The organism is Paenibacillus nitricinens, from assembly GCF_052056485.1.
Lineage (GTDB): Bacteria > Bacillota > Bacilli > Paenibacillales > Paenibacillaceae > Paenibacillus_AQ > Paenibacillus_AQ nitricinens.
This window is the reverse complement of the sequence record NZ_CP183948.1, coordinates 6737578-6761277: the sequence shown is the minus strand read 5'-3', so window position 1 is coordinate 6761277 and position 23700 is coordinate 6737578. Positions and strand designations below refer to the sequence as shown.

Genomic DNA, 23700 nt, shown 5'->3' with positions numbered 1-23700 from the left:
CATGGGTGGAGATCTCTTTTTCGATCGGGTTCCCCCGCAGAATCTTGAGGCGGAGCAAGCGGTAATTGGTGCTGTTCTGTTGCAGGATGAAGCGCTCATTACTGCAATGGAACGGGTGAATACCGAAGACTTCTACGATAAAGCGCATCAAATGATTTTTGAGGCGATGGTGCAGCTCGGAGAAGAGAGCCAGCCGATTGATCTTGTTACGCTTACTTCTAGACTGCAGGACAAGGGAGAACTCGAAGATATTGGTGGTGTTAGCTACCTAGCTAAGCTGGCGCATGCTGTGCCTACTGCGGCTAACGTAGAATACTACGCGCAGATTATTGAAGAAAAGGCTATGCTACGGCGTTTGATTCGTACAGCGACGCAGATCGTAAGCGAGGGTTACACCGGTGGCGAAGATGTAGCCGATATGCTGAGTGATGCAGAACGGCGAATTCTTGAAATCTCTAACCGGCGCAGTGGCAGTGGATTTATCGCAATCCGCGATGTATTGATGGAAGTATTTGATAAGGTTGAACTCCTTCATCAGAATAAAGATAAGGGCGGCATGTCAGGTATACCAACAGGATTTGTGGATTTAGACCATATGACTAATGGATTTCAGCGCAATGATTTGATCATTGTTGCAGCCCGTCCTTCTGTAGGTAAGACAGCATTCGCGCTAAATATTGCTCAGAATGTGGCCGTACGTGCCAAAGAGACGGTTGCCATATTTAGTCTGGAAATGTCTGCGCCGCAGCTAGTTCAACGGATGATTTGTGCGGAAGCTAATCTCGATGCGAATACTATGCGTACCGGTGACTTCAAGAGTGATGATGATTGGTCGAAGCTGACTATGGGCATTCAGTCCCTATCGGAGGCGGAGATTTATATCGATGATACAGCAGGGATTACTGTAACGGATATTCGTGCAAAATGCCGGAGGCTCAAGAAGGAAAAGGGCCTGGGGATGATTGTCATTGACTACTTGCAGCTCATTCAGGGCCGCGGTAAAGGCGGGGAAAATCGTCAGCAGGAAGTATCGGATATATCCCGTACACTGAAGCAGATCGCCCGTGAATTGGACGTGCCGGTTATCGCCCTGTCCCAGCTTAGCCGGGGTGTGGAGCAGCGTCAGGATAAACGACCGATGATGAGTGACTTGCGTGAATCCGGTTCTATCGAGCAGGATGCCGACATTGTTGCGTTCCTGTATCGTGATGACTATTACAATCAGGACACCGAGAAGAAAAATATTATTGAAATTATTATAGCTAAACAGCGTAATGGTCCCGTTGGGACTGTAGAGCTTGTCTTTCTCAAAAATTTCAACAAGTTCGTTAACTACGAGCGAGCACATGCAGAACCATTTGCTGGGTAACCTGTCATGTATGATATCCGAACGATTGCACATTTCTTTGTGTAATCGTTCGTTTTATTTGACTTTGAAAAAAACGGCTGTTACACTGAGTATTGTCCTTTAGTGGGTAAATCCGCTTGGAGTCCGGAGGGCTACGTACATAAGAATGACGTACAGGGCCCATATTATGAAAAATAATGGTGCTGGCTAGCACCTACGGAGGAATGAACATGTCAACGGTAGTCGTCGTGGGAACACAATGGGGAGACGAAGGTAAAGGGAAAATCACTGACTTTCTAGCGGAAAGTGCAGATGTGGTTGCCCGTTATCAAGGGGGCAATAATGCCGGTCACACGATTCTGATTGACGGTGAGAAGTTTAAGCTCAGCTTAATCCCTTCTGGTGTATTTTATAAAGAAAAGACTTGTGTGATTGGTAACGGGATGGTTATTAATCCAGCTGCCTTGATCCAAGAAATTAATTATATTCACGAGAACGGTTTTGACACTAAGAACTTAGTGATCAGCGATCGTGCGCATGTTATTATGCCTTATCACATGGTACTGGATGCACTGGAAGAAGACCGCAAGGGTCCGAACAAGATTGGTACAACACGCAAAGGTATCGGTCCATGTTACATGGATAAGGCTGCACGTAACGGTATCCGTATTGCTGACCTGATGGACGCTGAGGAATTCGAATTGAGACTTCGTCACTTGATGGAAGAGAAGAACCAAGTGATTACTCAAGTATATGGCGCGGAAGCTCTTGACGTTGAAGAGATTCTGACTCAGTACCTGGAATATGCGGAAGTGCTTCGTAATTATGTGACTGATACGTCGGTCATTCTTAATGAAGCTATTGATGCAGACCGCAAAGTATTGTTTGAAGGTGCACAAGGGGTAATGCTTGATATCGATCAAGGTACGTATCCGTTTGTTACTTCTTCTAACCCTTCTGCAGGTGGCGTATGCATAGGTTCTGGTGTTGGACCTTCTAAGATTAAACAGGTTATCGGGGTTGCTAAAGCCTACACTACTCGTGTTGGAGATGGCCCGTTCCCTACAGAACTGAATGATGCAACGGGTGATTATATCCGTGAAACAGGTCATGAATATGGCACAGTTACAGGACGTGCTCGTCGTGTAGGTTGGTTCGACAGTGTTGTTGTAAGTCACGCTCGTCGTGTAAGTGGAATCACAGGCTTGTCTCTTAACTCGCTGGATGTGCTGAGCGGACTTGAGACTGTGAAGATCTGCACAGGCTACAAATACCGTGGTGAAGTAATCACGCATTACCCAGCTAGCCTTAAGATGCTGGCAGAGTGTGAAGCGGTATATGAGGAGCTTCCAGGTTGGAGCGAAGATATTACTTCGGCAAAAACATTGGACGATCTGCCAGCAAATACACGCAGATATGTTGAACGTGTGTCTGAGCTTACAGGGATTCCGATCGCCATCTTCTCAGTAGGCCGTAACCGTGAGCAGACGAATCAAGTAACGCCAATTTATATTTAAATAAATTTAGTCATTTATAAGGGACCTCGCGAGAGGTCTCTTTTTTATGTTTACTTTTATGCGTATGTTTCCCGAAGCTGGTTCTAGTCAATACTGGGACTATAGAAAAACATGGAAAAAATATACCAGATAGACTTGGACATAGGTGAGAGGAGAGAAGAAATGAAGATCGTGAAGCGTGCACTGGGAGTATGTCTAATTGTAGTACTCGCAAGTACACTTTCAATTCTAACTACAGGCGTGGTTGTAAATGCTTATATTCAGTCGGTGCTGGCAAGCTTCGATATTAAAGTGGATAGTCCAGGCCCAGGTTTAGGCGGGATGGTCAAGAGTATGATTGGCATGGATAGCCAATCGGATACCAATAAAGTAAATAAAGAAGCGACGACAACAGGCAGCACGGTAAACAAGGATAAAGATAACAGTAAGGATACACCTGAAAAAGGGGAGCCGGTGGAGGAAAAAGCACCCGAGGATGCTTTACCGGTTATGGGCCAAGCCTCAAATGAGTCTTCTACAAACGAAAGCCAGAGCGGGAGTTCCGAGGACCAAAAATTGGTAATGACACCTGAGGCAATAGGTGACTTAAAAGATAATCTTCCTTCGGCGGAGAAGGTAAATATATTCAATATCTTGATGTCCAAGCTACCGCAGGATGAGATGCAGAAAATATCCACAGCTATGGAGGATGGATTAACGGAGGATGAGGTTAAGGAGCTGCAACAAGTCATTGCCAAATATGTTGATCCTAATGAATACGAGAGTATAATGAAAATGCTTACACCAACTACAGGAACTCTACAGCAACCATAGTAATTGTCAATTTATAGACACAAGAAAAAGGCTAAATTTTCATATTTGCGCAAAAAACCCGCGTATTTCGTGGGTTTTTTTATGTATACAAAGTTGAAATTTTTTGCTCAGCTATGGTACATTAGACAAGGATGTCAAAGGGTTAATTTTTTGTAACCTTTTTGAGGGTCCATTAGAAGCAGGAATTTAGAACTAGGATAAGCAGAAACATTCATGGTCGTAATCTATATAATCGAGATCGTACAACTAGCTTGGCCGTTCATATCAGATGACAGAGCGGACTGAAAGGGAGAGTTTCATGAAGGGATTTAAGTTCATGCGCCGGATGGGGAAACTGCGGGATATTGACACAGCAGAATCCGGAGCAGATGTTCAGCAGAGCCACAATTTCGATCACGACTCCACACACTTTCATCAAGAAAAAGGGACTCGTAGATTCCGGCGCGCTTGGATCTTGGGAGCTGTTGGCATGGTACTTCTAACCACTGTGTTAATCGGTGCAGAGAAAAAGTATGTAGCAGCCAATACCGAAACCTACTACCAAGTATTGGTGAAGGGGAAGGAGATCGGGAAGCTTAACGATCAGGCACAGCTTAACCAGCTGTATGATAAGAAGCAACAGGAATATCAGGATAAGTATCCGGCTTCAACGATGGTGCTTCAGACAGAAGGCATTACAATTAAACAGGAGAAAGCGTACAAGCCGGAAGTTGATAGTGAAGCAACGCTTAATAAATTAGATGGTATGCTGAAGGCCTATGCTGTAGGTGTGGAATTAATGGTAGATGGCAAAGCCGTTGGCATTGTTAAGGATCAAGAGACCGCAAATGCGGTACTCGAAGGGGTCAAGAATCATTATGTTCCACAAACTGAAGTAGCAACAGCGAGTAAGCTCACAAGAACGGCTGCCTCAAGCTCAAGCGCTGCGAAAGCGAAAGCTGCCAAACAAGTGGAGTCCGTTAAGATTAGTGAAGAGGTCTCTATTGTTCCTGTGAAGACAGATCCTAACAAAGTGTTGGATGTGGAGGAAGCAGTCAAGACACTTACCGAGGGTAAAGAAGCGCCACTTCTTTATACCGTTCAAGAGGGCGATACGATTTCGGGGATTGCTAAACGGTTTGAAATTACACAAAAAGAGGTCTACAGTAACAACCCGGATGTGAAAGAGCTAACGTTGAAGATTGGAGATACACTGAAGCTGAAGGTACCACAGCCAGATGTTACAGTTGTTACTGTAGAGCAAGTGTCAGAGCAGGTGGTTACTGAGCCTGAAGTGATCGTACGGAAGAGCGACCAGTTACCAGCAGGCAAAAGTAAGGTCGTTCGTCCAGGACAAACGGGCCTTAAAGAAATGCAGTACCGGTTAACAAAGAAAAACGGAATGGTCGTACAAGAAGAGTGGTTGGGTCAGACCGTTATTAAATCTTCTCTTCCTGAAGTGGTTTATCGGGGTACAAAGGTAGTTGGTGAAGGAACAGGCATGTTCAGTTGGCCAGTAAGCGGAGCAACCCTTACTAGTAGTTTCGGTGAGCGCTGGAGCCGTGCTCATAAGGGTCTAGATATGGTATCTGGCAACCGGAACATTAAAGCCTCTGATGCCGGAACTGTAATCTTTGCTGGTGTGAAGAGTGGATATGGAAATGTGGTTATTGTGGATCACCGTAACGGATACGAAACCTATTATGGCCACTTAAACAGCATCTCCGTTTCTACGGGACAGCGTTTGGAGCAAGGCGCCAAAATTGGTGTAATGGGCAATACTGGACGCTCGACAGGAACACATCTGCATTTTGAGATTCGGAAGAATGGCACTGCAGTAAATCCAATGAAGTATTTGCGATAATTCATACATTAACCTCAACTGCTCGATTAAACTCGAGCGGTTTTATTTTTTTTAAATATAGGAATGACGATATAGCTGTTTCATTTTGCTGGGGAAGCCGATTCCTTATTTCGTAGGATGTGACGTTAAGACAGGTATGTTAAAATAAAGGAATGATCTTTAAGTAGGGATAGGAAGGTGAAGCTGAGACATGCAGATGGGAACGATTCTGGTAGTAGACGATGAACAGCCTATTGCTGATATATTGAAGTTTAATCTAGAAAAAGAAGGCTACGAGGTTATTTGTGCTTTTGATGGTAACAGTGCAGTAGAATTGGCATTGTCCAAAAAGCCTGATCTAATGCTGCTTGATCTTATGCTGCCTGGTAAGGACGGGATGGATGTTTGTCGTGAGGTTCGTTCTGCACATTTGGATATTCCTATCATTATGCTTACTGCCAAAGACGGAGAGATTGATAAGGTGCTTGGTCTAGAGCTTGGTGCGGATGACTATGTGACCAAACCTTTTAGTACACGTGAGCTACTCGCCAGAGTGAAAGCCCAAATGCGGAGACAGCACAAACCGTCACCGCCGGGAACGGCGAATGAACCTGCAGAGACTAGACAGGGTATTTACCATTTTGATCTATTTATTGATACAGATATGTATCTGGTATATAAGGGTGGGGAGCCGCTTGATTTGACCCATCGTGAATATGAGTTGCTCTACTATATGATTAAACATGCGGGTAAGGTAATGACCCGGGAGCATTTACTGCAGGCCGTGTGGGGATTCGAGTATTTCGGCGATGTGCGGACCGTTGACGTGACGATCCGTCGTTTAAGAGAGAAAATTGAGGAGAATCCCAGCAAGCCGGAATATATTTATACTCGGCGCGGACTTGGCTATTTGATGCATAGCCCTAAAAGCGGAGGATTGTGATGAAATGGTGGTCCTTTTTCCGGACAATTCAGGCCAAGCTTATTATTATTTATGTGCTGCTGATTCTGATAGCTATGCAGTTAATTGGAGTCTATTTTGTCAGTTCGATGAAGAACTCGTTAACGGATAACTTCACGAAGGATCTTAAAGCACGTGCGGAGATGCTGTCCATCCTGACTGCTGATAAATTTGGCAGTGAAGCTGGCACCGCGGACGAGGAAACGGCAGTAGAAAGTCTGCGCGGTATGGTTAATAATCTATACATTAACGGGGCTGAAATTCAAGTGCTTGATGCCAGCGGCAAAATCATTACCACCTCCGTGCCCTCGCAAAATGACTATGTCGGACAGCGCAATACTCAGACCGTAGTCAATCGCGCCTTGCAGGGGATCAGCGATAATGAAGAATATATTATTGCCGATGATAATGTTCGAAAAAAGGTTGTGGCCAAGCCGGTACTTTCCGGTGACAAGGTAGTAGGTGCAATCTATATTGCTGCTGACATGAAGGATTTATATGCGACTATGGGCAGGATCAACAGTGTATTCATCTCTGGTTTGCTGTTAGCCTTGGGACTGACGGTTGTCCTATGTGTTATTCTTGCACACACCATTACGCAGCCGATTAAAGAAATGACTAGGCATGCAACAGCTGTTGCTGAGGGTCGGTTCAATCGAAAAATGCCCGTACTCGGCAACGATGAAATTGGACAACTCAGTCAGGCATTCAATTATATGACCGGCAGATTGCGTGAGGCGCTCTCTCAGAATGAGGAAGAGAAAGAGAAGCTTACCTCTATTTTGACGAATATGAGCGACGGTGTGGTAGCCACGGATGAGAATGGTGTAGTCATTCTTATGAACCTTCGAGCAGCACTTATGCTGGGAACAGAAGGTCCGTTGCCGGAAGGTGCCCCCCTGGATAAATTGCTAGGTCTTGATTATGAGCAGAGCGGTTCCTTGGCTAAAGGCAATGCCCAGTCTGCAATGCTGCATCTGACACATATGGGTGGAGAAGATTCTAATATCGTGAGAGTTACGTTTACTCCGATTCATCGCCGTGAAGGCGGCATTGCCGGTACGATTGCTGTACTGCAGGATGTAACTGAGCAAGAGAACCTGGAGGAATCACGCCGAGAGTTCGTTGCGAACGTTTCGCATGAGCTAAGAACGCCACTTACAACGATTAAGAGCTATGTGGAGGCACTTGATGATGGAGCGCTTGAGGATCCGCAGTTAGCGGTTCGTTTTGTTGGGGTTATTCGTAACGAAACCGAGCGTATGATTCGTCTGGTTACAGATCTACTGCATCTTTCGCGTCTGGATTCCAAGGAGGCACTTCTCAGAATTCAGCAGACGGATATTACAGAGATGCTGGAGGATGTAGCAGACCGCTTTTCTTTTCAGATTCGGCAGAAGCGGATCGACATTAGTACAAGGGTCCGTAGGGATGTCAGCACAGCATGGCTCGATCGTGATCAAATTGATCAGGTCTTGGGGAATTTGGTCTCCAATGCATTAAAATATACGCCAGAAGGCGGTACGATTGAATTGGAAGCCATGAAAAGTGAGGATGGAATGCTCTCCATTTCTGTACGTGATTCCGGGATTGGTATTCCGAAGAAAGACATCGAGCGGATCTTTGAACGGTTTTATCGGGTGGATAAGGCGCGCTCACGGAATATGGGAGGCACCGGACTTGGCCTTTCCATTGCCCGGGAAATTGTGAAAGCCCATGGAGGCTCTATTTCCCTGCAATCCGAGCTTAATGAAGGCTCTAAGGTAACCTTTACGCTACCTCTGAATGCGCAAAGGGGGAGTGAGACATGAAGGAGAGATTGAAGTCATGGATTCTAGCCTTGCTCGTGCTGGGAAGCCTTGTTGAGAGTTACTATTTGATTTACCGCTTGCCTGGTGCAGACTCTGCGGTACTCTCCGAGAATCTATATGTGAAGACAGACAATATGGGACCGGAGGAAAAGGTCGAGAACCTGCTGTACCCTGATAAAATGATCATCCATATGGGCGAAAACAAGCATACGCTTTTTTATCCAGACTCAACGTTCTATAGCTTGATTATGAATCGGCTAAAAGGGCGTGGATTTGAAAGCTTCCAGCGGCACTCGGTACAGGATTATGACTGGGATAAGATTCGCAATGAGAATCCGGGGATTGAGCTTTCGTTCGGATCCGGCATTCCGGTAACGTTACTTCAGCGGGTTATGCAGCTGTCACCTGATTCCCTATTTGAAGGAGAAAGCATCGATCGCATTTGGATCTATAACATTAAGAATGATTCCAAAGCGCATGCTATTTTCTTCAGCACGAGAGGCGACATTATATATGAAGCAGCAAAAGCGGATTTAACTGTGCAAGACGTGCAGCAGCATGTGGATTTCGGCAAGAATTGGACGCCTTACAAGTCCGTAGATGGTGATTATTATGTGCCAGACAGCAAGATTTCTCTGGTTCAGGTTGAGATGCCTTCAGGCATGTATACCATAGAACAGATGCAGAACAATCTTTTCTTCGATGTTGGAAGCACTAGATATATTCGCGAGAAAAATGGCTCGGAGATTTATACGGATAGCAAACGGAGTCTTCAGGTCGATAAGGAACGGAATTGGATGAGCTATAGCGATCCTGCCGCGCTTCCAGCCGGAGACAGTACACCTGCCAAGGATGCGCTTGAAGCTGTGGAATTTGTGAACCAACATGGTGGATGGAATGGAACCTATCGTCTTGAAGCCACAGAGGAGGGGAGACAGGAGAGAAAGGTCTCTTTTCAACAATATTATGGCTCCTATCCATATGGTTCCTATCCGATCATGAGTAATTCGCAGCTGCAGTATGGTGTTATTAATCTGGAATTGCAGCAAGGCACCGTATCCTCTTACGAACGCTCGTTAATCTATATTGATGAGAGTAAAGCAGTGAAGAAAATCGTAGAGCTATCTGGAGGCGTGGAGCTAGAAAGTCAATTGTCTGCGGTTAGCAAAACTTCGGCAGTGAAGGATTTAACGCCTGCGTATGTACCTGTAGTGAAAGAAGAAAAGCTGCAACTACTTCCAGTCTGGAAGGTTACACTTATTGACGGCAGCGTTCTTACATTAAATTAATGTACAAGTTGTTCATATAACATTTAGGAGGTAAGGGTATGGATTGGGGAAGAGCCAAAAATGTACTAATTTGCGCCTTTTTAGGTCTAAATCTGCTGCTATGTTATCAGCTGTGGATTGATTTGCGCGATCAGGTTAGTGCCAATCTCGATTTCACTTCCCTGTCCGAAGAAACCCAGGCGGTCATGGAGCAGAAAGGGATTCGTGTGTTGTGTCCCATTCCGGCTTCTACCCCGCAGCTTCCTAATATCACTTATCGATATTCTGCTGAAGAGCAGAATGAACCACCCATTAAATTAGATGTTCCTATAGATAGCAAGCTGATTTATTCTTCCTTCACCGAGCTTAGCAAGGCGCTTGAGAGTCAAATACCGGATATCGCAAATTATCGTTTTGATTCTCAAGAAAGTGAAGTTGGGAAGTTCGTGCTTCACCCGCTAGTTCAGAATCAGTGGTCGCTATTCCGAGTTAGGTTAGAGTTGATTAATAGTGATCAGAAGATTGTAGCTTTCCGCTCACCTAAGATTGAGATAGGGGCAAGCAGTAGCGATAAGGAACAGAAGGTACTGCCGGCATCGCAAGCGCTTAGCAGTTTGATTGAAAAATATTTTCCGGCAGACTCCGTAGTGAAGGAGATTGAGCTTGGTTATTATGGTGAGTTGTTCAACTCCGAAAGTCAGGTAGCGTCACCGATGTGGCGGTTCATGCTGGAGAACGGCAATGCCTATTATGTGGATGCTATAAGTGCGGACATCATCAGTCCGAAGACAACAGATTAGAAGGAGTAAGGAAAATGGGGATTTCATTTACAGTACTGTCCAGTGGTTCTACCGGAAATGTAACGGTGGTACGGAACGGGGAGACAACACTTATGATTGACGCGGGACTAAGTGCCAAGCGGATCGATGAGCTGTTGGCCATGCGCGAGCTAACGGGTAATGAGATAGACGGGATTCTAGTCACACACGAGCATTCCGATCATATTAAAGGACTCGGGGCAATGGCCCGTAAATACGATCTTCCGATTTATGCGAACACCAATACCTGGGGAGCCATTGAAAAAGGCATTGGAAAAATACCCGACTATAACCGAATCATTATGGAATCGGGACAGCATAGGGATTTTGGCAGTATGCGTGTAGAATCGTTTGCAATTTCTCATGATGCGGCGGAGCCGGTGGGCTACAATTTTTATGATGGAAAAGAAAAGCTGTGTGTAGCTACAGATCTGGGGTATGTTAGCGACAAGGTAAGAGATGCGATTTCAGAGGCGGACGTATTGGTGCTGGAGGCGAATCATGATATTGAAATGCTGAGGATGGGACGTTATCCGTGGAATACGAAACGACGTATACTTGGCGACATGGGTCACCTTTCTAATGAAGCAGCCGGAGCGGCACTAAGTGAAATTCTCACAGGACGGACTAAACGTACCTATTTAGCGCATTTAAGCCGGGATCATAATATGATGGATTTGGCCAAAATGTCGGTGCGTTGCGCAATGGAGGATCGGGGCTGTTTCTTTAAAGATAGTGAGTTTAAGCTTTGCGATACCTATTATGACCAACCTACGCCATGGGATAAGTTGAGCCAGTTGTCATAAGCTGATCAAGCTCGGCAGTCTTTCGTTCTAATTCTTGGCGGGAGATCAGGCCTTTATCGATCATCAATTCGATCATTGCACTGAAGGCAAGGGTCATATGGTAATGTTCATCCTTTAAATCACCAAGCTTACCGATAAACTCGACCAGATCCATACTTGTGGAAAAAGAATTCATAATTATACCTCCTTATATAGGATAAGCAGAACTGGAGTTGTAAAAAATTCGCAGGCTTTTTACCTCAGGAAAATCACGAATTGACGGTTGCCTGTGATACAATTATAGACGTGATAAGCAAACTCTAAATTTAAGGAACCTTTCTATTAGTGTAGTCTTTTAAGTTACAAAATATTCCTAGTAGAGAAGATATATTGAAAGATTCTAAAATTCTTTCGATTAACTGAAACTATTGTGTGGTTAATGGATAAAGTGAAACTTTTTAGTGATTGTTGGAGTCTAAAGGATGCAGAGGTATATGCTTGGAACGTGATTGCTAGAGGTTCAGGTTTTAAATACTGTGAACGGTTGGCAATAGAAGGGGGAGATTTTCGGTGGGATTGTTTGATGACGATTTCTATTCAACTAAAGTATCACGGTCCAGAGGGGATGAAGCATCAAAGGGATCATTTGCTAACCGCAAGCATTCTGTGCGAAGATCGCGCAAGGGCTTAGCTACTTGGCAAATATCCGCCGTCTGCTCCTTAATCAGTGCTGTGGTGGCAGTGTTTTTATTCAGTATGCTTACTGGACAAATGAGTCACGAAACTGCCCCGAAGTCGGTAGTAACAACTGGGGAGGTTGCCCCAAGCAGTGATCCGTTTGACCGTATCATTCAAGCCGCTGCTAGAGTTCGTCCTGCAGTAGTAAGTATTATCAATCATAAAGAAGACAATAAAGAATTGAACATTCTGGATGAGTCAGCATTAGGCTCTGGAGTGATTTATAAAAAGGTAGATAATAAGGCATTTATCATTACTAATAACCATGTCATCGAAGACTCTAGCAATCTTGAAGTCGTAACAGTAGATGGCGAGACACGTAAAGCTACACTCGTTGGAACGGATAAAGTGAGTGACATTGCGGTGCTTTCAATTGACGCCAAGGGTATCAATACAATCGCAGAGCTCGGAGATTCCTCGAAGCTTCGTCTAGGTGAAACGGTCATTGCCATCGGAAATCCGTTAGGACTTGGTGACACATTGACTTCAGGTATTGTTAGCTACACTGAACGGAAGGTTCCCGTATCCTTGAATCAGGACGGCGTATATGATTGGGAGCAAGAGGTCATTCAGACCGATGCGGCAATCAATGAAGGCAATAGCGGCGGGGCGCTTGTGGATTTGGATGGTAAGGTGATCGGTATTAACACGATGAAAATCTCCGATACAGGTGTAGAAGGGCTGGGTTTTGCTATTCCAGCTAACCATGTGATAGACACCGCTAATGAACTGGCTGAGAAAGGGCGGATTGCTCGTTCCTACTTAGGCGTATATTCGGTAGATTTAAACAATCCTTACGTTCCTCTCGCAGAGGACCAACGCAAGGAACTGAACCTACCGAACAATGTTAAGGATGGGGTTGTCGTTCTGGATGCTGTTGGACCTGCACAGGAAGCGGGAATACAGTTCAATGATGTGATTACGAAATTTAATGATCAACCTATTACATCTACGCTTTCCCTTCGCAAGTATTTATATAATCAGACGAAGATTGGTGAGGATCTGAAGATTACCTATTACCGAAATGGGAAAGTCAATCAAGCCACAGTTAAACTTCTTGAAAAACCAGAGGAATAATATGCTGGAAGTCGGCATATAATGATATAGCAGTAATGACAAGTAGAGCGGACTACCCCTTCAGTTGAGAAGGTAGAGCTTCCTGAAATAGCGATACTCTGTATCGCTATCGGGGATCTGTTTCTTCTAAATTTTTGATAAATATGGCAGTTATAAGCTGATTTAATGAATTTTGGGCTGACTGGCAACCCTTACATTGGAAGGTAATACTTATTAGGGTAGAAACGGATATATACGGATGCCAGCTTGCCTTTGCTAATCAGGTGTGGTAATATGATATCAATCATACATTTAGTCCCTAATTTTCGCATTGAAAAGGGCTGTTATATTCGGTAATACAACCTTTTTCAATGTGTGAATTTTTTCTTTGTTTGAAGATAAAAAGAACATATTAATTTAAATTTGTGGAGGTAACACACATGCAAACAGGTACAGTTAAATGGTTCAACGCAGAAAAAGGATTCGGTTTTATCGAAGTTGAAGGCGGAAGCGACGTATTCGTTCACTTCAGCGCAATCACTGGCGACGGCTTCAAAACTTTGGACGAAGGCCAACGCGTTGAATTCAACGTTGTTCAAGGCAACCGTGGACCACAAGCCGAAAACGTTGTAAAACTGTAATAATAGAAGAAACCGTCCCAGCTTGTGAAAGTTGGGACGGTCTTTTTATATCTAGTTAGTCACTATTGACTTACAGGATGGGAGGAACGGCAATGAACTACCGGAAGAAACCTTTGGAAGAAATACCGGAAGAAAATACCGCGATTTGGGCGTGTACCAATGATGGATGCAACGGATGGATGAGGGATAATTTCGCATTTGAACATGCGCCTTCTTGCCGTCTATGTGACTCTCCAATGGTTCGCAGCACGAAGATGCTACCACAATTGCTTAATTCGAATGGCGATCTCAAATCGCTGAAGAAGGGTATTTCCATTACCTAACCAATGCCTTTATGAGTCAAGCTTGTTATAGAGCAGTGAACAACTTCAAGACGGTCAAACCGTCTTATTTTTTTTGCTTTTTTTAAGGCAAATTGTGATTTTTGTCACAAATCATTTGAATTTCACCGTTAAAAGCACTCCTTTGTGTGACATATATCACAAAACGACGTCTGAATTTTTGACACAATATAATTAACGAAAAGGGGAGAAGGAAGGGAAAAATATGGATACAGTAATGCTGTCGCGTATTCAATTTGCGTCGACGACAATATTCCACTATTTCTTTGTACCGGTATCAATCGGACTAGCGCTCTTGATTGCGATTATGGAGACCATGTACGTTAGAAAAGGCAATGAAGAGTACAAAAGAATGGCGCAGTTCTGGGGAAAGCTGTTTCTCATCAACTTTGCAGTAGGGGTAGTTACAGGGATTTTGCAGGAATTTCAGTTCGGGATGAACTGGTCTGATTATTCACGTTTTGTGGGTGATGTCTTCGGGGCTCCGCTTGCAGTTGAAGCATTGGCAGCCTTTTTTCTGGAGTCTACTTTTATTGGAATCTGGATATTCGGCTGGGACAAAGTGTCCAAGAGAGTGCACCTGTTGTCCATCTGGCTGGTAGCATTCGGAACGATGTTATCTGCTTTCTGGATCCTAGCAGCGAACTCTTTTATGCAGCATCCTGTGGGTTTTGCGATTAATAATGGACGTGCAGAAATGAATGATTTCTTCGCGCTGATTACGAACGGACAATTGCTGGTTGAATTCCCGCACACGGTTCTTGCTGCGTATGCAACAGGCGCCTTCCTCGTAACGGGGATTAGTGCGTACAAGATATTGAAGAAACAAGATGTATCTTTTTTTAAGAAATCTTTTCAAATTGCAGCGATCGTAGGGATCATTTCTTCGATTGGTGTAGCAGTGGCAGGTCATGCGCAAGCACAGTATTTGGTTGAAACTCAACCTATGAAGATGGCGGCTTCCGAAGGACTGTGGGGTAAGAGTGGTGACCCGGCACCTTGGACCGTATGGGCAAATATTGATCCTGAGAAGCAAGAAAGTACGGGTGAATTTCAAATTCCGTACATGCTGAGCTTCCTTTCATACAGTAAATTTTCCGGTGAAGTTAAAGGTATGCTTGAGCTGCAGGCTGAGTATGAGCAAACCTATGGCCCCGGTGACTATATTCCACCTGTACGTACGACATTCTGGAGTTTCCGGATCATGGTTCTAGCAGGAACGTTAATGATTGTACTGGGTATGTACGCAATGTATTTAATGTGGCGCAAAAAGATGGACCGTCCTAACACTTGGTTTATGCGGTTTATGTTATGGGGACTATTGCTTCCTCCAATCGCAAATACAGCGGGGTGGGTCATGACCGAATTCGGGCGTCAGCCATGGACGGTATTCGGACTGATGACAACGGAAGACAGTGTGTCACCTAATATTACGAGTGGTCAGGTTCTATTCTCTGTTATTTCTTTTACAGCGATTTACGCCATTCTCGGATTAGTTCTGATTGGTTTGTTTATGAAAGTGATTAAAAAAGGTCCTTATGCGATGGATAACGATCACGGGGATTCGCATGATCCATATAACGAGGAGGGCGCCCAATGATTTCTCTTAATGAATTGTGGTTTGTGCTCATTGCAGTTCTGTTTATAGGGTTCTTCTTCCTGGAGGGTTTCGATTTCGGCGTAGGGATGGAAACACAAATTCTGGCTAAAAATGATACAGAGCGCCGGATTTTGATTAACTCGATCGGACCCTTCTGGGATGGAAATGAGGTATGGCTAATTACTGCTGCGGGTGCAATGTTTGCGGCTTTCCCTGAGTGGTATGCAACATTGTTTAGTGGATTTTATATTCCCTTTGTCTTTGCTTTATTAGCTTTGATTGCACGTGGTGTTGCTTTTGAATTCAGAGGCAAACGGGATTCTGTAGCTTGGAAAAAAACTTGGGATGTGTGCATCTTTTTCGGCAGCTTCCTCCCACCGTTCCTCCTTGCTGTGGTGTTCGCCAGCTTCATCAAAGGTTTGCCGATTGATGGGGATATGCAAATGTACGCAGGTTTTACTGATATCGTAAATGTGTATACCGTAGTGGCTGGTGTGACTGTTGTTCTTCTTTGCTTGGTACATGGACTAATGTTCACTACCCTGCGTACAGTAGGTGATCTACAGGCTCGTGCTCGAAAAATGGCGCAAAGATTGCTTTTGCCACTTGGAGCTTTATTGTTTGCTTTCGTGGTAATGACTTATTATATGACTGATATTTTCGAACAACGTGGTTTAGTTCTTATGATTATAGTAGCGCTAGGAATTATCGCATTCATATTATCGGGTTATTTCATGACAAAGAAGAAGGATGGCTATGCTTTTGGCATGACAGGAGCGGTAATAGCATTGTCCGTGACTTCTATCTTTGTAGGATTGTTCCCACGTGTTATGATTAGTTCAATAGATCAAGCCTTTAATTTGACAATCACCAATGCGGCTTCCGGTCATTACTCTTTAAAGGTAATGACGATTGTGGCACTGACCATCCTTCCATTCGTATTGGGATATCAGATTTGGAGTTACTTTGTCTTTCATAAACGCGTTCACGAGAAGGAGCATCTTGAATACTGATGGATAAAAATTTGCTTGGGTATAAAGGAGTTAAGCCGGTCTTTCTGATCGTTGGTCTCCTTACCCTGGTGCAAAGCTTGTCCATACTTCTGCTGGCCAAATGGCTGGCAGAAGTTATCTCTGCGCTATTTGCGGGAGAACCTCTGAAGGAACAATGGGCTACTTCGCTATTGTTCCTTCTTGCATTTCTAGTGCGCCATGCTTGCGCCATGCTGATGAGCCGTATCTCTTACCGCTTTGCGGAAGCAACGGGCAGCAATATGCGGAGGGAAATGATGGATAAGCTCTTCCAGCTCGGACCCAGAATGGTGGGCGGGCGTGGAACCGGGGATCTTGTTACACTTGTGCTGGAAGGCGTAACAAAGTTCCGCACATATCTGGAAGCGATTATCCCTAGAATGGTAGGGATGTCAATTACACCGATTTTGGTGCTTATTTATATCTACAAGATGGATACTGCGAGTGGGATTATTCTTACAATTACCATGCCAATTATTATTGTTTTTATGATTTTGATCGGGATGACCGCTCGCAAGCAGATGGACCGTCAGCTGAAATCTTATCGCACATTGTCTAATCATTTTGTGGATTCCCTCCGTGGGCTAGAGACGCTGAAATTTCTGGGCCGCAGTCGTAGTCATAGCAAGAGTATTGCTACGGTCAGCGATCGATATCGCTCGGCGACGATGCGAACCCTGCGAGTAGCCTTTTTGTCCTCGTTTGCTCTGGACTTCTTTACAATGTTATCGGTTGCTTCCGTAGCGGTAAGTCTTGGGTTGCGGCTGGTGAACGATCAGATGACCCTTGTTACGGGCTTAACCATTCTGATCTTGGCGCCGGAATATTTCCTGCCTGTCAGACTGGTAGGTTCAGATTTCCATGCTACTTTGGATGGGAAGGAAGCCGCTGAAGCAATGAAGAGTATTATAGATCAGGATGAAGTGAAAGCTGAAGTAGTAGGTTCTAATGGTGACCAAGCATTGAAATCAGCATCGAAAACATCAGAAGAGATATTCACTTGGCATAAAAATAGCATACTTACATTAAATGATGTCAGTGTAAAATACGAGGAAGCTGGTCTTTCTTCGCTGGAAGCGGTGAATCTGAAATTTAAAGGCGCCAGCAAAATTGGGATTATCGGAGAGAGTGGAGCCGGTAAATCTACGCTAGTCGATATATTGGGTGGGTTCTTACACCCTACTTCGGGAAATATCACCGTTAACGGTACAACGGTTAGCGCATTAATGGATGAGGCTTGGCGAAAGCAGACCTCGTATATCCCGCAGCGCCCTTATATTTTTAGCGGTACATTGGCTGATAATATTCGCTTCTATTACCCTGAAGCTTCTATGGAAGCTGTGGCTGCAGCTGTGAAAGCTACCGGATTATCGGAGCTGGTGGCAACCCTTCCGAATGGTCTGGATGAGATGATCGGCGGCGGGGGTCGTTCGTTCAGTGGTGGGCAGGAGCAGCGTGTAGCCTTAGCCAGGGCCTTACTCAGCAGTCGTCCGATTATGTTATTAGACGAGCCAACGGCACATCTGGATATTGAAACCGAATATGAGCTGAAGGAAACGATGGTGCCTCTTTTTGAAGGAAAGCTGGTCTTTCTGGCTACACATCGCCTGCACTGGATGCTTGATATGGACATGATTGTAGTAATGAAACAAGGAAAAGTGGCAGAAATCGGTACCCATCAGGAGTTGCTTGCCCGCAAGGGTGCGTATTATGAGTTGATCGGGTCGCAATTGGAGGGAATCCATTGAAACGTGAAGGATGGTTTGCTCCGTATGTATCGTCGTATTTTTGGCGTTTTGTGCTTATTATCGTGCTTGGGGCGTTGACGATTTTTACAGCCTCATCATTAATGTATACTTCAGGATTTCTGATCTCAAAAGCGTCTACACCCGTCGAAAATATTCTAATGATCTATGTACCAATTGTAGGTGTGCGTACGTTCGGAACGAGTCGGGCTGTCATTCATTATGTAGAACGTTTAGTTGGGCATGACACGATTTTGCGAATTCTATCTAAGATGCGTGTGCGTCTGTACAATATTTTGGAGCCACAGGCTTTGTTCCTGTCGTCACGCTTCCGCACTGGGGATATTCTCGGGATGCTTGCCGATGACATTGAATATTTGCAAAATGTATATCTGCGCACCGTGTTTCCAAGCATCATTGCTTTGCTGATTTATGGAGCAGCTGTGATTGCACTGGGTACTTTTGATATCGCCTTTGCGCTATTGATGGCTCTGTATATATTGGTGTTAGTTGTGGTGTTGCCGTTCTTATCTCTATTGTTCACACAGAAGCGCCAACGTGAAGTGAAAGTAGAGCGTAATCGTCTCTATCAAAAGCTGACTGACGCCGTACTTGGTATGGGTGACTGGGTCATTAGTGGACGGCAAAGCCAGTTCGTAGATACTTATGAAGCAGATGAGAGAAAAGTGGCTCAAACCGATGCAGCGCTGCGCAGCTGGGCACGTATTCGTACGTTCATTGGGCAAGCGGTAATTGGGATTGGCGTGCTTTCTATGCTGTATTGGGCCGCTGGAGAATTCGCGGATGGTGCAATTGCAGGTACATTGATTGCGGCGTTCGTATTGGTTGTTTTTCCTGTTGCAGATGCCTTTCTGCCAGTGTCCGAAGCGGTGGAGAAGATCCCACAGTACCGTAACTCCTTGGAGCGGTTGTCTGGTGTAGATGGACATGGGCAGAACATCGTGTCTGAAAAAGCATCTGTATCTGTAGTCGATGCTCTACCTCAGGTCATGAAGAGTGCTCACATCAGGCTCGAAAAGGTAGGTTACCATTATGGATCAGCAGATAATTGGTCGGTTCGCGATCTCAGCTTAGACATTCCACAAGGCAAAAAGATTGCGATTATTGGCCGCAGTGGTGCAGGTAAATCCACGTTATTGAAGGCGATTCAAGGTGTTATTGAACCCTCAGCAGGCTCGGTTACGATTAATGGTCTCGCTGCTGCGGCTTATGGTGAGCATATTCCTTCTATTATAGCGGTGTTAAATCAGAGCCCCCACTTATTCGATACTACGGTAGCGAACAATATTCGTATGGGTGATCCGAAGGCTTCCGAACAAGCGATCAAGGAAGCTGGAGCATTAGCGAAAATGGATACGTTGATCTCCTCGTTGCCAGATGGATATGATACCTTTGTCCGTGAAGCGGGGCAACGTTTCTCGGGTGGGGAGCGCCAGCGGATAGCGTTAGCTCGTATTTTGCTGCAAAATACACCTGTCGTCATTCTCGACGAACCGACTGTAGGGCTGGACCCGCGGACGGAGCGTGATCTTTTGAAGACGATGTTTGAAGTTATGGAAGGTAAGTCACTGATCTGGGTAACACATCATTTGGTCGGTGCGGAGCAGATGGATGAAGTGATTTTTATGGAAAACGGCTCGGTAGAAATGCGTGGAACCCATGCGGAACTGATGAAAAAAGAACCACGTTACCGCAGATTGTATGAGCTGGATCGTCCGGTGGAGTTTATAGGGTAGGATGGAGAGTTTGGAGATAATATGATATAGAAAATAGAGAGGTATGCGTGTAGAGATTCCTTTTGCCCATTGGGGTGAGAGGAATCTTTTTTTGTAGGAGGGCAAGAATATAGACAATGGATGAACAGATCGCTGGAATCGGCAGATAGGAGTTCCTTTTTCGTGGGAAGTATGGTAGAACAATAGAAGGAGTATTAGGCCTTAGCGGCACAGAAAGGGATGCTTGGTTGAATGTATGTAGTATGTAAAGAACATGTAGAATTAGCCATCGACAAATTTGTGGACGAGTATGAGGATGCACCAGATATTGTGGACTTGAAGGAGACCGAGTTCTCGGACTGGGACCCGCCGGCCAAATGTGTGGAATGTGAGAAGAATGCGGAATATTTGGTGGTCTAAAGACCGTTAAGACTTATAAAAAACACCTTGCAGTCCCAAATGGGCTGTAAGGTGTTTTTGCGTTTAATACTGTATGGAATTAAAGGATTAATCTTAGGCATCTGCTGCGTCTGCCATGTTGGCTGGTGAACCCCCGCGGTTGCTCTTGCGGTAGAGAATGGCTGAGATGATGGCAAGCAGTGCGGCAATCGAGAGTCCCCAGTATATGTTGGAGTAGGCCGTCCAGAGCGGCAGCCCGCGCTGCCATTCTAGTGCGCTTGCGGCCATAGCTACGCTGAAGGCACCGCTAAAGAATTGCAGCAATTGGAACAGTCCCATCCCGGAGCCGATCTGCGAAGATGGCAGAATCCGAGAGATTTCATTGGAGACACTACTGGACAACGTCGTGAAGGCAAGACTCATAATCATATAGATAAGCATGACGGCAACCCAGGATCGCCCGGCAAAAAAAGCGAACAGTACAGTAGCGGTCAGCACTAGCAGTGGAGCAAAGCGTAAAATCCCTGCATTACCATAACGGTCGATGATTCTTCCGACGGAACGGGAAACGAAAATGGCCAGCAGCGAGCCCGGAAAGATCACAAGTCCAGCATGGCTTGCGCTGAAGCCAAAGCGATGAGTCAGAATCTGTGGCAGCAGGAACAGGGTGGCGAAGCTGCACAGATAGGAGGCGATTCCGACCAGCGCCAGGACGAGATAGGAGCGGTTGCGGAAAAGCGCAGGCAGCACAAAAGGGTCTGGCGTGCTGCGGATGCGGCCAACAAATAAAGCAATGGCTACAATTCCGGCGACCAAGGCCACCCACAGCCCACTGGTTAGGAACAGCAGCAGCCCAGTGGTGCCGACGCCCAAGAGAAGCCCACCAAGGACATCGAAGGAGCCACGTGTGGGTACCTCTTTGGGTAGCAGGATAAGGAACAGCGGCACGAGAAGCAAAATAGCTGCTGTAACAGCGAACAACCAGATCCAGCCGAGATATTCGACGATGGCTCCGCCCGCTACCGGCCCAAGCCCTAGACCGAGTGAAACGGCTGACATAATCGTCGCCATCGCTTTTCCCCGACGGGCTTGTGGAATATAGCGGGTAAACAGGACAAGCGATAAGGACATGACTGCGCCCGCGCCCGACGCTTGTAGAATGCGTACGATTAGCAGAAAGACAAAGTTGGTGCTGAAAAATCCAGCAACAGCCGCAAAACCTAGCGTCAACAGCCCGATTACTAACAGGCGGCGGATCGGCAGAAAGTCAGAGAGACGACTGTACGTGATGGAGGCAATTGAGAACATAATGGAATACCCGGTAACAATCCAAGAAGCGGATGCAGCCGTAATCCCAAAGGCTTCAGTTACATCAGGCAGTGCCAGATTGAACATGGCCGTATTCATGATGACGAGAACTACAGCGATGCTGAACAGCAGAGTCAGCAAGCCTTCCCGTGGAAGAGTCGCTTCCGGAGCGGAGGCTTCATGATCCGCGTTTGCGGAAAGGTTATTTACAGAAGTCATGTGTGAAGCACTCCTTTTATTATTGTTTAATAGTTCGATTACTTACGAACAATTGAAATATAGCATGCGTTGATATAAAATGCAATTAGGAACAACAATATTTTTTTCGTATGAATTGTAGGACAAAGGGGATAATCATCCATGAAAATACTATTTCATCCGGACCGCAAGGACATTCAGCTTGCTTCCATATTGTATGCGCTCAGCGATCCGATTCGCCTTCATATCGTCTCGGATATTCACTTAAATGGAGAGCAGGCTTGCAACGGCTTCAACGTTCCGATTGCAAAGTCCACCATGTCTCACCATGCCCGTACTTTGCGTGAGTCAGGGGTAGTTTTTACGCGGGTGCAAGGAACACAGCGCATACTGTCGCTGCGGACGGAGGATCTTAACGCAAGGTTCCCAGGTTTGCTGGATTCTATATTAAGTGCTTATGAAGCTGGAGAAAAACCGGATTTTGCGATGGAGGAGCGGGAGGAAGGGAAGTAACGGATTGACCTATGAGGACAGGGAATACATGAAACACAAGATATATAAGGATTGGGCGAGAGAAGGTACTTACTAAAACTATAAGGGACGCCTAGAGCGCGTCCTTTTGCTATTTCTATAGAGGACTATAATAGGAGGTATTTATGCTTATTCAACTTATTGGCGTAGGAAAATTGAAGGAAAAGTACTTGATTAGTGGCATCGCAGAGTATGCTAAACGACTGACGCCGTACCTGAAATTTCAGGTGATTGAGGTGGCAGATGAAAAAGCGCCCGACTCTCTAAGCGAAGCAGAGGTCGGTATTGTTAAGGCGCGCGAGGGGGAACGCATCCTCGCGCACATTAAGAGCGAGGCGCATGTCATTGCGCTCGCGATCGACGGCAAGCTGTGGAGCTCGGAAGAGCTTGCCGCAGAAATTGACCGGCTCGGCACCTATGGGACGAGCCATGTCGTGTTCGTCATCGGAGGGAGCCATGGGCTCTCCGACGAGGTCATGCGCCGCGCGCAGCAGCGCATGAGCTTCGGGCGCATGACGCTGCCTCATCAGCTCATGCGCCTGGTGCTGGTGGAGCAGATTTATCGCGCGGTGAAGATAAATCGGGGGGAACCGTATCATAAATGAGGCGAAAAGGGGGTGAGCTACCCACGACTGGCGGAAAAGCCGAATTAAACGGGCTGCTGCGTGTTTCTTGGAGGTACAGATAAAGGGAAAGACCGGTTCAGTCCCTTGTCGTTTTCGAATATACAGCATGGACAGTGCCCAGAGAAGCGATCAAGTTAACGAGGCTTTACTAGAGGCTAGGGTCGCTTTTTGTTCTTTCCGCAAGCTTCGTAATCGATTCAATGTCTTGATCGGTTAATTGATCCAGAAAATACTTGCGTATTGCCATTGAGACGATGGGCAGGGCCTCATCCAAAGCTGCTTTTCCTGCAGAAGTAATGATGACCTGGACACCACGATCTGCGTCTAATGGCCCCCTTTTAACAAGGCCCCGTTTTTCCATCCGCGTCAAATGATGGGATAATCTGCTCTTATCCCAGTTCATCGAGTCGGCTAGTTCCTGTTGGCGAAGCTTGCCATCTCCGAATTGGATTAACCGATCTAGTATTCCAAAGTCTCCTTCTGATAGTCCTGTACGTTCAGAAAGCTCCTTAACAACGCGACCGAAGATTCGTTTAAAGGAGCCTTTCCACATATTCCATATTCGCATTTCATCTTCGTTTACTTTGTTGATATCCATGCAAGTATA

The 23700-nt window shown here is 45.6% G+C and carries 22 protein-coding genes; 19 read left to right on the top strand and 3 right to left on the bottom strand.

The window, feature by feature from the left end; translation table 11 throughout:
* Position 1 precedes the first annotated feature (1 nt).
* From dnaB to ACN6KS_RS30040, 9 genes are all read left to right on the top strand, one after another.
* Positions 2-1369 carry a replicative DNA helicase gene (gene dnaB / locus ACN6KS_RS30080; RefSeq protein ID WP_042131710.1) on the top strand — a complete coding sequence of 456 codons (1368 nt, stop codon included), beginning with the start codon at positions 2-4 and terminating at the stop codon, positions 1367-1369.
* Between the two features lie 209 nt (positions 1370-1578).
* Entirely contained in the window at positions 1579-2865 is a 1287-nt protein-coding gene (locus tag ACN6KS_RS30075; RefSeq protein ID WP_060626292.1) for an adenylosuccinate synthase, read from the top strand.
* 162 nt (positions 2866-3027) lie between these two features.
* Positions 3028-3678 carry a hypothetical protein gene (locus tag ACN6KS_RS30070; RefSeq protein WP_440961071.1) on the top strand — a complete coding sequence of 217 codons (651 nt, stop codon included), beginning with the start codon at positions 3028-3030 and terminating at the stop codon, positions 3676-3678.
* Positions 3679-3976: 298 nt separating this feature from the next.
* Positions 3977-5521 (top strand): peptidoglycan DD-metalloendopeptidase family protein, encoded by a 1545-nt coding sequence (locus ACN6KS_RS30065; RefSeq protein ID WP_440961070.1) that lies wholly within the window; start codon positions 3977-3979, stop codon positions 5519-5521.
* A gap of 190 nt (positions 5522-5711) precedes the next feature.
* Positions 5712-6443: a response regulator YycF gene (gene yycF / locus ACN6KS_RS30060; RefSeq protein WP_094869741.1), complete on the top strand. Its 732-nt coding sequence runs from the start codon at positions 5712-5714 to the stop codon at positions 6441-6443.
* Positions 6443-8272 carry a cell wall metabolism sensor histidine kinase WalK gene (walK, locus tag ACN6KS_RS30055; RefSeq protein ID WP_094869742.1) on the top strand — a complete coding sequence of 610 codons (1830 nt, stop codon included), beginning with the start codon at positions 6443-6445 and terminating at the stop codon, positions 8270-8272. Before yycF ends, walK begins: the two co-directional genes overlap by 1 nt.
* Positions 8269-9561, top strand: a complete 1293-nt coding sequence (locus tag ACN6KS_RS30050; RefSeq protein ID WP_094869743.1) for a YycH family regulatory protein — start codon at positions 8269-8271, stop codon at positions 9559-9561. The genes walK and ACN6KS_RS30050 overlap by 4 nt, the downstream gene beginning before the upstream one ends.
* Positions 9562-9599: 38 nt before the next feature.
* Positions 9600-10340, top strand: coding sequence for a two-component system regulatory protein YycI (gene yycI, locus ACN6KS_RS30045; protein ID WP_094869744.1), 741 nt, complete (start codon positions 9600-9602; stop codon positions 10338-10340).
* A gap of 14 nt (positions 10341-10354) precedes the next feature.
* On the top strand, positions 10355-11164 hold the full coding sequence (locus tag ACN6KS_RS30040; protein WP_094869745.1) for an MBL fold metallo-hydrolase: 810 nt from the start codon (positions 10355-10357) through the stop codon (positions 11162-11164).
* Here ACN6KS_RS30040 and ACN6KS_RS30035 read toward each other — a convergent pair.
* A complete protein-coding gene (locus ACN6KS_RS30035; protein ID WP_042193027.1) occupies positions 11130-11339 on the bottom strand; it encodes a hypothetical protein in 210 nt (69 codons plus the stop codon). The genes ACN6KS_RS30040 and ACN6KS_RS30035 overlap by 35 nt on opposite strands.
* 374 nt (positions 11340-11713) lie before the next feature.
* Here ACN6KS_RS30035 and ACN6KS_RS30030 point away from each other — a divergent pair, with 374 nt between their 5' ends.
* The 8 genes from ACN6KS_RS30030 (at position 11714) to ACN6KS_RS29995 (ending at position 20451) form a co-directional block, all read left to right on the top strand.
* A complete protein-coding gene (locus ACN6KS_RS30030; protein WP_094869747.1) occupies positions 11714-12958 on the top strand; it encodes a S1C family serine protease in 1245 nt (414 codons plus the stop codon).
* A gap of 419 nt (positions 12959-13377) precedes the next feature.
* Complete coding sequence (locus ACN6KS_RS30025; protein WP_019914582.1) at positions 13378-13578, top strand: cold-shock protein; 201 nt, start codon at positions 13378-13380, stop codon at positions 13576-13578.
* Positions 13579-13670: 92 nt separating this feature from the next.
* Complete coding sequence (locus tag ACN6KS_RS30020) at positions 13671-13901, top strand: cold-shock protein (RefSeq protein ID WP_042131698.1); 231 nt, start codon at positions 13671-13673, stop codon at positions 13899-13901.
* Positions 13902-14124: 223 nt separating this feature from the next.
* Positions 14125-15519, top strand: coding sequence for a cytochrome ubiquinol oxidase subunit I (locus tag ACN6KS_RS30015; protein WP_076285054.1), 1395 nt, complete (start codon positions 14125-14127; stop codon positions 15517-15519).
* Positions 15516-16532, top strand: a complete 1017-nt coding sequence (gene cydB, locus ACN6KS_RS30010) for a cytochrome d ubiquinol oxidase subunit II (protein ID WP_341136024.1) — start codon at positions 15516-15518, stop codon at positions 16530-16532. The genes ACN6KS_RS30015 and cydB overlap by 4 nt, the downstream gene beginning before the upstream one ends.
* On the top strand, positions 16532-18298 hold the full coding sequence (gene cydD / locus ACN6KS_RS30005; RefSeq protein WP_440961069.1) for a thiol reductant ABC exporter subunit CydD: 1767 nt from the start codon (positions 16532-16534) through the stop codon (positions 18296-18298). Before cydB ends, cydD begins: the two co-directional genes overlap by 1 nt.
* On the top strand, positions 18295-20052 hold the full coding sequence (cydC, locus tag ACN6KS_RS30000; RefSeq protein WP_341136022.1) for a thiol reductant ABC exporter subunit CydC: 1758 nt from the start codon (positions 18295-18297) through the stop codon (positions 20050-20052). Before cydD ends, cydC begins: the two co-directional genes overlap by 4 nt.
* A gap of 231 nt (positions 20053-20283) precedes the next feature.
* Entirely contained in the window at positions 20284-20451 is a 168-nt protein-coding gene (locus tag ACN6KS_RS29995; RefSeq protein WP_076301545.1) for a CxxH/CxxC protein, read from the top strand.
* Between the two features lie 93 nt (positions 20452-20544).
* Here ACN6KS_RS29995 and ACN6KS_RS29990 read toward each other — a convergent pair whose 3' ends face one another.
* Entirely contained in the window at positions 20545-21957 is a 1413-nt protein-coding gene (locus ACN6KS_RS29990; protein WP_094876561.1) for an MFS transporter, read from the bottom strand.
* Between the two features lie 141 nt (positions 21958-22098).
* Between ACN6KS_RS29990 and ACN6KS_RS29985 the strand changes: the two genes are divergently transcribed.
* Both ACN6KS_RS29985 and rlmH read left to right on the top strand, forming a co-directional pair.
* Positions 22099-22449: an ArsR/SmtB family transcription factor gene (locus tag ACN6KS_RS29985; RefSeq protein WP_094869752.1), complete on the top strand. Its 351-nt coding sequence runs from the start codon at positions 22099-22101 to the stop codon at positions 22447-22449.
* 143 nt (positions 22450-22592) lie between these two features.
* Positions 22593-23072 (top strand): 23S rRNA (pseudouridine(1915)-N(3))-methyltransferase RlmH, encoded by a 480-nt coding sequence (gene rlmH / locus ACN6KS_RS29980; RefSeq protein ID WP_094869753.1) that lies wholly within the window; start codon positions 22593-22595, stop codon positions 23070-23072.
* Between the two features lie 169 nt (positions 23073-23241).
* On the opposite strand, the gene ACN6KS_RS29975 is transcribed toward rlmH, so the two are convergent.
* Positions 23242-23691, bottom strand: coding sequence for a MarR family winged helix-turn-helix transcriptional regulator (locus ACN6KS_RS29975; protein ID WP_094876562.1), 450 nt, complete (start codon positions 23689-23691; stop codon positions 23242-23244).
* Between the last annotated feature and the right edge of the window lie 9 nt (positions 23692-23700).